Origin of the sequence: Enterobacter sp. JH25 (assembly GCF_021725435.1) — a bacterium.
In the GTDB taxonomy this organism is placed as follows: Bacteria; Pseudomonadota; Gammaproteobacteria; order Enterobacterales; family Enterobacteriaceae; genus Enterobacter; species Enterobacter intestinihominis.
This window is the reverse complement of record NZ_CP091319.1, coordinates 242,232-253,361: the sequence shown is the minus strand read 5'-3', so window position 1 is coordinate 253,361 and position 11,130 is coordinate 242,232. Positions and strand designations below refer to the sequence as shown.

Genomic DNA, 11,130 nt, shown 5'->3' with positions numbered 1-11,130 from the left:
CTTTCTGTATAATTTACTACCAGCAATCTGACAGCGACTATGCTGAGGATATCGACAGACGCAACGCGTCTACCATCTGGATTGATGCACAACTCATGGCACTCCACAGTAAAAAGCTCTCTTTCACCCGACCAATTATGGTCAGCTTCGCGGGGATTCTGTTCAGTTTCGCGATAATCGCGATTCTGGTCATCCTTTCACAACGGAAGGATTTTATTGAGGATTATCATAAAATTAATGGTAACTTCACCCATAATCTGGCGGTGAACTATACCGAATCCATTCTGCGAGAAAACGACTATATTCTTGGTCGCGCTGCGATGTACTACGCCCGTGACGACAGAGTGAATCAGACGATAAATATCGATCCAGCACAGGGTTTGCAGATGTTAATGCATTTGCAGAACCTGATGCCGACGGTGTCGTCTATCTCTCTGGCGGACACCGAAGGGCACCATCTGCGCGCGCCGGAAGTACTGCCAACGGAGAAGAGTAGGTCGTTCGACGCACGAACACGCCCATGGTTTATCGGGCAAGCGGAAGCCAGCAACTTTCCTCACTACACCCGCCCCTATCTGGACTATTTCACCCAACATCCTACGGTCACCCTCTATAAACCGGTCATTTCACCGGAAGGCCGTCTGAAGGGCACGCTCGCTTTCCATCTTGATTTAACCTCCATGGGGTATACCCTGCGCCAGATGGTGGCACCGGTTCAGGGTGAGTTTTTTGTCGTGGAACGTGACGGCGCCGTTGTGCTGCATCCGGACACGGGGGCGCTCTTTAAGCAGTACGTAAGCGAAGCGCTGATGGACAAAATGACCAGCGGCGAAGGGCATCTTTTCGACCCCAAAAGTAAAACCTGGTATTACTACTACTCTTTCACCAATCCGGACTGGTTTGTGATTTATCGGGTCTCCGATGCCACGCTTTCCGTCATCACCCGGCATGAAACCACCGTCGTCGGCTGGGGATTTGCGCTGGCGGCAATCATCATCATTCTGTTTGGGCTCTACCTGCGCCATGCCTCGCGTTCTGTGCTGATGAACATTATCAACGCCATCAAAACCGGAGACGTCAATCAGGCGCCACGTCTTGAGGCGATGCTCAGCCATACCATTCGAACCAATAAGGAACGTGAGATGGCCTATGTCCGTCAGGCCACCCATGATGCGCTGACAGGCTGCAAGAACCGCCGTGCTTTCGACAACGATGTGGATGAGCTGCTGACCGCTCATCAACCCTTCGTTCTGGCGCTGGTCGATATCGATAACTTCAAATCTATTAACGACACCTGGGGCCACCTGAGCGGGGATATTGTTCTGCGCAGCGTGGCGCGCGAAGGTATTCAGATCATGCAGCCGCACCACGTTTCCGTTTACCGCTACGGTGGGGAAGAGTTCGGGGTGATCTTCCCGGCCGAGCTGATGAACTCCGCGCACGCGCTACTGGAAGCCTGGCGCACCGCCGTGGAAAAACGGACCTGGCGGGAAGAGAACCTGCGAGTAACCTTCAGCGCGGGGGTGGGAGAGTGGCACTTCGAACCGCTGGAACAATTTATCGGCAGCGTAGATGAAGCGCTGTATACCGCTAAACAACAGGGTAAAAACCGCATCGTAAGCACGGCCAGCCGATAATACCCTTCCTGAAATTCCGCCCGTTAAGACGGGCAGAATGCTTTCATGTATAAAATTGTAACCGGTTTCAGAAAAATGCCGATTTCTTTGTGATGCCTGACACACAATCGCGGTAAAGCGGTTGTTGAAGCGGTCTGCGCGGGATAATTATCAATAAACACATGTAGATCGAGGCTGACTATGAAGAACATCGTTTTATGCTGTGCAGCGGGAATGTCAACCAGCATGCTGGTTCAACGTATGAAAGATGCCGCGCAGAAAAAAGGAGTCGAAGTAACCATTAAAGCCGTTCCGGTCGCGGAGTTTAAAGATAACATCGCGACGGCTGATATCGTATTACTGGGGCCACAGGTTAAATACGAACAGGCAAAACTCCAGGCGCAGGCCGATCCGCTCGGAAAAAAGGTCGCGGTTATCGACATGATGGATTACGGCATGATGAAAGGTGATGCCGTACTGGAAAAAGCGCTCAAGCTGCTGGAGTCATAATGGAAGACTTAGAAACCACAATCATGGAGCTACTGGTCAATGCAGGTGCGGCGCGCAGTGCGGCCCTGACAGCGTTGCAGATGGCGCGAAAAGGTGACTTTGACGAAGCCGAGAAAGCGATGGAAGAGTCGCGTGAATATGTGAAACATGCGCATACGATCCAGACGCAGCTCATCGGTCTTGATGAAGGGACAGGTAAACTTCCGGTTAACCTGATCACCGTTCACTCACAGGATCACCTGATGAACGCGATGGTCATTCAGGATCTGGCGGGCGATATGATTGAGCTTTATCGACGCATCCCGTTAGTGAATTGAAGACATACAGACGTAAAAAAACCCGCCGAGGCGGGTTTTTTATTGTCGGGTGGCGCTGCGCTTACCCGACCTGTGATTCATATGCCCGGTAATTTTACCTACCGGGCATCAACGATTACTCGTTGTCGGAACCGCCCAGACCTGCGTTCAGCAGTTCTGCAAGGCTCGCGGATGCATCTTCGGCAGTCACCTGCGGTGCAGCTGGCAGTTCACCCGCTGCACGACGACGCATACGATCCTGGTGGTACGCATAACCGGTACCGGCCGGGATCAGACGACCCACGATAACGTTCTCTTTCAGACCGCGCAGTTCATCACGTTTACCTGCAACAGCCGCTTCGGTCAGGACACGAGTGGTTTCCTGGAACGATGCAGCAGAGATGAAGGACTCGGTTGCCAGAGACGCTTTGGTGATACCCAGCAGATCGCGTGCAAAGGTCGCACCGATTTTGCCGTTCGCTTCCAGATCGCGGTTAGCGATCTTAACGCGTGAGTATTCAACCTGCTCGCCTTCCAGGAAGTCGGAGCTGCCCGCGTTTTCGATGGTTGCTTTACGCAGCATCTGACGAACGATAACTTCGATGTGCTTATCGTTAATCTTAACGCCCTGCAGACGGTATACGTCCTGTACTTCGTTAACAATGTAACGAGTAACAGCATGCACACCACGCAGACGCAGGATGTCGTGCGGCGCTTCTGGACCATCGGAGACCACGTCACCACGTTCCACGCGTTCACCTTCGAACACGTTGAGCTGACGCCACTTAGGAATCATCTCTTCGTACGGCTCGCTGCCATCTACTGGCGTGATAACCAGACGGCGCTTACCTTTGGTCTCTTTACCGAAGGAGATGATACCGCTGATTTCAGCCAGGATAGCAGGCTCTTTCGGACGACGTGCTTCGAACAGGTCCGCAACGCGTGGCAGACCACCGGTGATGTCCTTGGTACCGCCGGATTCCTGAGGAATACGCGCCAGGGTGTCACCAGAGCTGATCTGTACGCCATCTTCCAGCTGTACAATCGCTTTACCCGGCAGGAAGTACTGCGCAGGCATATCGGTGCCAGGTATCAGAACGTCGTTACCCTGAGCATCAACGATTTTCAGTGCAGGACGCAGATCTTTACCACCGGTAGTACGTTCAGCAGAATCCAGAACCACCAGAGAAGACAGACCGGTCAGCTCGTCGGTCTGACGAGTAATGGTCTGGCCGTCGATCATGTCAGTGAAGCGGATGAAACCACTTACTTCGGTGATAACCGGCATGGTGTGTGGATCCCAGTTTGCTACGGTTTCGCCGCCGGCAACCTGCTCGCCATCACCTTTCGCCATAACCGCACCGTAAGGCACTTTATAGCTCTCTTTGGTACGACCGAATTCGTCGATCAGCTTCAGCTCGGTGTTACGAGAAGTCACAACCAGCTTGCCTGCGGAGTTAACAACAGACTTCGCGTTGCTGAGCTTGATGCTACCTTTGTTTTTCACCTGGATGCTGGATTCAGCAGCCGCACGAGATGCCGCACCACCGATGTGGAACGTACGCATCGTCAGCTGTGTACCCGGCTCACCGATGGACTGTGCTGCGATAACGCCGATAGCCTCACCTTTGTTGATGATGTGGCCACGCGCCAGGTCACGACCGTAGCAGTGCGCACACACACCAAAGTCGGTGTCACAGGATACAACGGAACGCACTTTCACAGAGTCAACAGAGTTCGCTTCCAGCAGGTCACACCACTGTTCGTGCAGCAGAGTGTTGCGTGGAACCAGAATGTCTGCGGTGCCCGGCTTCAGGATGTCTTCCGCGGTCACACGACCCAGTACGCGATCGCGCAGCGGCTCTTTAACATCACCACCCTCGATAACCGGGGTCATGGTGATACCTTCGAGGGTGCCACAATCGTCTTCGGTGACGACCAGATCCTGCGCAACGTCAACCAGACGACGCGTCAGATAACCGGAGTTCGCCGTTTTCAGTGCGGTATCCGCCAGACCTTTACGCGCACCGTGCGTGGAGATGAAGTACTGGAGTACGTTCAGACCTTCACGGAAGTTCGCGGTGATTGGCGTTTCGATGATGGAGCCATCTGGCTTCGCCATCAGACCACGCATACCTGCCAGCTGACGAATCTGTGCCGCAGAACCACGCGCACCGGAGTCGGCCATCATGTAGATGCTGTTGAAGGAGACCTGCTGCTCTTCTACGCCGTCACGGTTAATCACGGTTTCGGTTTGCAGGTTATCCATCATCGCTTTGGATACACGATCGTTCGCCGCAGCCCAGATATCGATAACTTTGTTGTAACGTTCGCCTGCGGTTACCAGACCAGACTGGAACTGCTCCTGGATCTCAGCAACTTCAGCTTCCGCTTCAGAGATGATCTCGTGTTTCTTCTCTGGGATGACCATGTCATCGATACCAACAGATGCACCTGAACGCGCTGCATAAGCAAAGCCGGTATACATTGTCTGGTCAGCGAAGATAACGGTCGGCTTCAGGCCCAGAATGCGGTAACAGGTGTTCAGCATTTTGGAGATCGCTTTCTTGCCCAGCGCCTGGTTGACGATGGAGAAAGGCAGACCTTTCGGTACGATCATCCACAGAATCGCACGGCCAACGGTCGTGTCTTTCAGGCTGGTTTTCGCCACGAATTCGCCGTTTTCATCTTTTTCGTATTCGGTGATACGCACTTTAACGCGCGCATGCAGAGAGGCCAGGCCAGCGCGATAAATACGCTCAGCTTCTTTCGGGCCAGTCAGCACCATGCCTTCGCCTTTGGCGTTAACACAGTCACGGGTCATATAGTACAGACCCAATACAACGTCCTGAGAAGGAACGATGATAGGTTCACCGTTCGCTGGAGACAGGATGTTGTTGGTAGACATCATCAGCGCACGCGCTTCGAGCTGGGCTTCCAGCGTCAGCGGTACGTGAACAGCCATCTGGTCACCATCGAAGTCGGCGTTATAGGCCGCACAAACCAGCGGGTGCAGCTGGATCGCTTTACCTTCGATCAGGACTGGCTCAAATGCCTGGATACCCAAACGGTGCAGAGTTGGTGCACGGTTCAGCAGTACCGGGTGTTCGCGGATCACTTCGTCCAGGATATCCCAAACGACAGCTTCTTCACGCTCAACCATTTTCTTAGCGGCTTTGATGGTGGTGGCCAGGCCACGCAGTTCCAGCTTGCCGTAGATGAACGGTTTGAACAGCTCCAGAGCCATTTTCTTCGGCAGACCGCACTGATGCAGACGCAGGTATGGACCTACGGTGATTACAGAACGACCGGAGTAGTCAACACGCTTACCGAGCAGGTTCTGACGGAAACGACCCTGCTTACCTTTGATCATGTCGGCCAAAGATTTCAGAGGACGTTTGTTAGAACCGGTGATCGCACGACCGCGACGACCGTTATCCAGCAGGGCATCTACCGCTTCCTGCAGCATACGTTTTTCGTTGCGTACGATGATGTCCGGCGCAGCCAGATCCAGCAGACGTTTCAGACGGTTGTTACGGTTGATCACGCGACGGTACAGATCGTTCAGATCCGACGTTGCGAAACGACCACCATCCAGCGGAACCAGCGGACGCAGATCTGGCGGCAGAACCGGCAGAACGGTCAGGATCATCCACTCTGGTTTGTTACCAGACTGAACGAACGCTTCCAGCAGTTTGATACGCTTGGTCAGCTTTTTACGCTTGGTTTCGGAGTTGGTTTCGTTCAGCTCTTCGCGCAGAGTTTCACACTCTTGCTCCAGATCCATGCTCTTCAGCAGGGCCTGGATAGCTTCCGCACCCATCTTCGCGTCGAATTCGTCACCAAACTCTTCCAGCGCGTCCAGATACTGTTCTTCGGTCAGAATCTGGTTACGTTCCAGATTCGTCATCCCGCCTTCGATAACCACATAAGATTCGAAGTACAGAACACGTTCGATATCGCGCAGCGGCATATCCAGCAGCAGGCCGATACGGGACGGCAGAGATTTCAGGAACCAGATGTGAGCAGTTGGAGACGCCAGCTCAATGTGGCCCATACGCTCACGGCGTACTTTGGTCTGGGTCACTTCAACGCCGCACTTCTCACAGATCACACCACGGTGTTTCAGGCGCTTGTACTTACCGCACAGGCACTCGTAGTCTTTTACTGGCCCGAAAATACGCGCACAGAAAAGGCCGTCACGCTCAGGTTTGAACGTACGGTAGTTGATGGTTTCCGGCTTTTTAACTTCACCAAAAGACCATGAACGGATCATGTCTGGCGAAGCCAGAGCAATTTTGATCGCATCAAACTCTTCGGTTTTAGTCTGCGCTTTCAGAAACTTTAATAAATCTTTCACGGATTTGCTCCCGTCGGAGTTAGCACAATCTGGTATCGGGGGTTAACCCGACACCAGTGACCTGTTTGAGCGAGAATTACTCGTCTTCCAGTTCGATGTTGATACCCAGCGAACGAATCTCTTTCAACAGTACGTTGAAGGATTCTGGCATGCCCGGTTCCATCTGATGGTTGCCGTCTACGATGTTCTTATACATCTTAGTACGACCATTCACGTCATCAGACTTAACGGTGAGCATTTCCTGCAGGGTGTATGCTGCGCCGTATGCTTCCAGCGCCCACACTTCCATCTCCCCGAAGCGCTGACCACCGAACTGAGCCTTACCACCCAGCGGCTGCTGAGTAACCAGGCTGTAAGAACCGGTAGAACGAGCGTGCATCTTGTCGTCGACCAGGTGGTTCAGTTTCAGCATGTACATGTAACCTACGGTTACCGGACGCTCGAACTGTTCACCGGTACGGCCGTCAAACAGCGTAATCTGACCAGACGTTGGCAGACCACCCAGTTGCAGCAGCTCTTTAATTTCAGCTTCTTTTGCACCGTCGAATACCGGCGTTGCAATTGGCATACCCTTACGCAGGTTTTCCGCCAGACGCAGAACTTCATCATCGCTGAAGGTGTTCAGGTCGACTTTCTGACGCACGTCGGTACCCAGATCGTAGGCACGCTGGATGAACTCGCGCAGTTTCGCGACTTCTTCCTGCTGCTTCAGCATGGCGTTAATCTTGTCGCCGATACCTTTCGCAGCCATACCCAGGTGGGTTTCCAGGATCTGACCGATGTTCATACGAGACGGTACACCCAGTGGGTTCAGTACGATATCTACCGGCGTACCGTTAGCATCGTGCGGCATATCTTCGATCGGGTTGATCTTAGAGATAACACCCTTGTTACCGTGACGACCTGCCATCTTGTCACCAGGCTGGATCTGACGTTTAACAGCCAAATACACCTTAACAATCTTCAGCACGCCTGGTGCCAGATCGTCGCCCTGAGTGATTTTGCGGCGTTTCGCTTCGAGTTTCTTCTCGAACTCGTGTTTCAGTTCGTCATACTGCTCAGCCAGCTGTTCCAGCTGATTCTGTTTCTCTTCGTCGGTCAGGCCCAGCTCCAGCCAGCGATCGCGTGGCAGTTTGTCGAGCTTCTCAGCTTCAACGCCACCGGCAACCAGCACCGCATAGATACGGCTGAACAGACCTGCTTCGAGGATCTGCAGTTCTTCAGACAGGTCTTTCTTAGCCTGTTTGAGCTGCATCTCTTCGATTTCCAGCGCACGCTTATCTTTCTCAACGCCGTCACGAGTGAAGACCTGAACGTCGATAACCGTACCGGAAACACCGTTTGGTACGCGCAGAGAAGAGTCTTTAACGTCAGACGCTTTCTCACCGAAGATAGCACGCAGCAGTTTCTCTTCTGGCGTCAGCTGGGTTTCGCCTTTCGGTGTAACCTTACCAACCAGAATGTCGCCGCCGGTCACTTCCGCACCGATGTAAACAATACCGGATTCATCCAGTTTGGAGAGCGCAGCTTCACCCACGTTAGGGATGTCGGCAGTGATCTCTTCTGGCCCCAGCTTGGTGTCACGGGACACACAGGCCAGTTCCTGAATGTGGATGGTGGTGAAACGATCTTCCTGAACCACACGCTCGGAGACGAGGATGGAGTCTTCGAAGTTGTAACCGTTCCACGGCATGAACGCTACGCGCATGTTCTGACCGAGCGCCAGTTCACCGAGGTCGGTGGACGGACCGTCTGCCAGCACGTCGCCGCGCTCAACTGGCTCACCCAGAGATACGCAAGGCATCTGGTTGATACAGGTGTTCTGGTTAGAACGGGTGTATTTGGTCAGGTTGTAGATGTCGATACCCGCTTCGCCCGGATACATCTCGTCTTCGTTAACTTTGATAACGATACGGGATGCGTCAACGTACTGAACGGTACCGCCACGCTTAGCAACTGCTGTAACACCGGAGTCAACGGCAACAGCACGTTCCATACCGGTACCAACCAGCGGCTTATCAGCACGCAGAGTTGGAACGGCCTGACGTTGCATGTTCGCACCCATCAATGCACGGTTGGCGTCATCGTGTTCCAGGAACGGGATCAGGGACGCACCGACGGATACCACCTGTTGGGTGGATACGTCCATGTAGTCAACCTGGTCGCGGCTGAACAGGCTGGATTCGCCTTTGCTACGGCAGGTAACCAGATCTTCTACAAAGTGGCCTTCGTCATCCAGGTTGGAGTTCGCCTGAGCGATAACGTAGTTGCCTTCTTCGATAGCAGACAGGTAATGAATTTCGTCGGTAACCACACCGTCGGTCACTTTACGATACGGGGTCTCAAGGAAACCGTATTCGTTTGTCTGTGCGTACACGGACAGGGAGTTGATCAGACCGATGTTTGGACCTTCAGGCGTTTCGATTGGACATACGCGACCGTAGTGAGTCGGGTGTACGTCTCGAACTTCAAAGCCTGCACGTTCACGGGTCAGACCGCCTGGGCCGAGTGCAGAGATACGGCGTTTGTGCGTGATCTCAGACAGCGGGTTGTTCTGGTCCATGAACTGAGACAGCTGGCTGGAACCGAAGAACTCTTTCACTGCCGCAGAAATCGGCTTGGCGTTGATCATATCCTGAGGCATCAGGGTATCCAGATCGCCCAGAGACAGACGCTCTTTCACCGCACGCTCTACACGAACCAGGCCCACGCGGAACTGGTTTTCCGCCATTTCGCCTACGGAACGGATACGACGGTTGCCGAGGTGGTCGATATCGTCCACTTCGCCTTTACCGTTACGGATATCGATGAGCTTCTTCATCACTTCAATGATGTCGTCTTTGCTCAGGATACCGGAACCTTCGATTTCGTCGCGCAGCAGAGAACGGTTGAACTTCATACGACCTACCGCGGACAGATCGTAGCGGTCTTCGGAGAAGAACAGGTTCTCGAACAGGCTTTCAGCCGCTTCGCGAGTTGGTGGCTCACCAGGACGCATCATGCGGTAGATTTCAACCAGCGCGCTCAGACGATCGTTGGTTGGGTCGACGCGTACAGTCTCAGAGATGTACGGACCGTGGTCCAGATCGTTGGTGAACAGCGTTTCGATACGTTTGTGGCCAGACTGGCTCAGCTTAGCCAGCAGATCCAGGCTCAGCTCCATGTTCGCCGGGCAGATCAGCTCGCCAGTTGATTCATCAACGTAATCTTTCGCGGCTACTTTTCCTGCAATGTATTCAACCGGAACTTCGATGTGTTTGATATCATCTTTTTCCAGCTGGCGGATGTGGCGCGCGGTGATACGGCGACCTTTTTCCACATACACTTTGCCGTCGGCTTCGATGTCGAACGACGCGGTCTCACCACGCAGACGTTCCGGCACCAACTCCATCTGCAACTTGTTGTCGCGGATTTCAAAGATCACTTTCTCAAAGAACAGGTCCAGGATCTGCTCAGTGGTATAGCTCAGTGCACGCAGAATGATGGTTGCAGGCAGCTTACGACGACGGTCGATACGGACAAACAGGTTGTCTTTTGGATCGAATTCGAAGTCCAGCCATGAACCACGGTAAGGAATGATGCGTGCGTTATACAGTACTTTACCGGAAGAGTGCGTTTTACCTTTATCGCTGTCGAAGAAGACGCCCGGGCTACGGTGCAGCTGGGAAACGATAACACGCTCAGTACCGTTGATAACGAAAGTACCGTTGTCCGTCATGAGTGGAATTTCACCCATGTAGACTTCTTGTTCTTTAATGTCTTTTACGGTGCCTTCCGGCGCTTCGCGCTCGTAGATCACCAGACGCAGTTTTACGCGCAGCGGTGCGGAATAGGTCACGCCACGGATCTGACATTCCTGAACGTCAAACACCGGTTCGCCAAGGCGGTAGCTGACGTACTGCAGCTCGGAATTACCGCTGTAGCTCTGAATCGGGAACACGGAACGGAAGGCTGCTTCCAGGCCGTACTGCCCTTCAGGATCTTGCTCGATAAACTTCTGGAACGAGTCAAGCTGGATAGAAAGGAGATATGGAATGTCCAGAACTTGTGGACGTTTACCAAAATCCTTACGAATACGTTTTTTCTCGGTATAGGAGTAAACCATAGGGTTCCTCAGCTCGCTGACAAGTCGACCCATCTGTCCGACGAAGGGACAGTTTGTGCAACACCATTTTGTGGACCGGAAAATTGAATACTTTCCGCAATACCTGTTGCTATCACGCTTAAACCATTTCATTGCGATTTACACAGAGCGAGCACCCTGTCGCAGTATATTAAGTCGTCGATAGAAACAAGCATTGTCAGGACAACCAGCAGTCAAACAGTGTGAAATGCTGCTGATGCCTTA

The 11,130-nt window shown here is 53.1% G+C and carries 5 protein-coding genes; 3 read left to right on the top strand and 2 right to left on the bottom strand.

Annotated features, from left to right (window positions below):
* Positions 1 to 95 precede the first annotated feature (95 nt).
* From L2Y28_RS01240 to L2Y28_RS01230, 3 genes are all read left to right on the top strand, one after another.
* Positions 96 to 1,637: a sensor domain-containing diguanylate cyclase gene (locus L2Y28_RS01240; RefSeq protein WP_022646703.1), complete on the top strand. Its 1,542-nt coding sequence runs from the start codon at positions 96 to 98 to the stop codon at positions 1,635 to 1,637.
* A 180-nt stretch (positions 1,638 to 1,817) separates the two neighbouring features.
* The gene (locus tag L2Y28_RS01235; RefSeq protein ID WP_010425948.1) at positions 1,818 to 2,126 is read left to right on the top strand and encodes a PTS sugar transporter subunit IIB; all 309 of its coding nucleotides are present in this window, start codon (positions 1,818 to 1,820) and stop codon (positions 2,124 to 2,126) included.
* Positions 2,126 to 2,443, top strand: coding sequence for a PTS lactose/cellobiose transporter subunit IIA (locus L2Y28_RS01230; RefSeq protein ID WP_003862327.1), 318 nt, complete (start codon positions 2,126 to 2,128; stop codon positions 2,441 to 2,443). The genes L2Y28_RS01235 and L2Y28_RS01230 overlap by 1 nt, the downstream gene beginning before the upstream one ends.
* 115 nt (positions 2,444 to 2,558) lie before the next feature.
* On the opposite strand, the gene rpoC is transcribed toward L2Y28_RS01230, so the two are convergent.
* Complete coding sequence (rpoC, locus tag L2Y28_RS01225; protein ID WP_022646702.1) at positions 2,559 to 6,782, bottom strand: DNA-directed RNA polymerase subunit beta'; 4,224 nt, start codon at positions 6,780 to 6,782, stop codon at positions 2,559 to 2,561.
* Positions 6,783 to 6,858: 76 nt separating this feature from the next.
* Entirely contained in the window at positions 6,859 to 10,887 is a 4,029-nt protein-coding gene (gene rpoB, locus L2Y28_RS01220; RefSeq protein ID WP_022646701.1) for a DNA-directed RNA polymerase subunit beta, read from the bottom strand.
* Positions 10,888 to 11,130: the final 243 nt, after the last annotated feature.

Bases quoted from the DNA above. Each gene is read 5' to 3' on its own strand.
- L2Y28_RS01240 (WP_022646703.1), top strand. From the start codon at position 96: ATGGCACTCCACAGTAAAAAGCTCTCTTTCACCCGACCAATTATGGTC.
- L2Y28_RS01235 (WP_010425948.1), top strand. From the start codon at position 1,818: ATGAAGAACATCGTTTTATGCTGTGCAGCGGGAATGTCAACCAGCATG.
- L2Y28_RS01230 (WP_003862327.1), top strand. From the start codon at position 2,126: ATGGAAGACTTAGAAACCACAATCATGGAGCTACTGGTCAATGCAGGT.
- rpoB (WP_022646701.1), bottom strand. From the start codon at position 10,887: ATGGTTTACTCCTATACCGAGAAAAAACGTATTCGTAAGGATTTTGGT.